Genomic DNA, 274 nt, shown 5'->3' on the forward strand with positions numbered 1-274 from the left:
CAAATCCGGCGAAGGAGGATATTGAATTTGTCAATTCCATTAAAGAAGATGTAAAATGGCTCGGCTATGAATGGGACAACTTATTTTTTGCCTCCAATTATTTCGATGAAATGTATAATCGTGCTGTACTTCTAATCAAGAAGGGGCTTGCCTATGTCGATGACTTAAATGCTGACGAAATTCGTGAATACCGCGGTACACTTACGGAACCCGGCAAGAATAGCCCATACCGGGACCGCTCTATTGAGGAGAACCTTGATCTATTTGAACGGAT

At 42.0% G+C, this 274-nt stretch carries 1 protein-coding gene; it reads left to right on the top strand.

Going from position 1 to position 274, the window contains the following annotated elements; genetic code table 11:
* A partial coding sequence (locus tag RYX56_RS22320; protein ID WP_317124117.1) for a glutamate--tRNA ligase family protein occupies window positions 1-274 on the top strand: 274 nt, incomplete at both ends.

Source organism: Alkalihalophilus lindianensis (genome assembly GCF_032843265.1).
Lineage (GTDB): Bacteria > Bacillota > Bacilli > Bacillales > Bacillaceae_D > Alkalihalophilus > Alkalihalophilus lindianensis.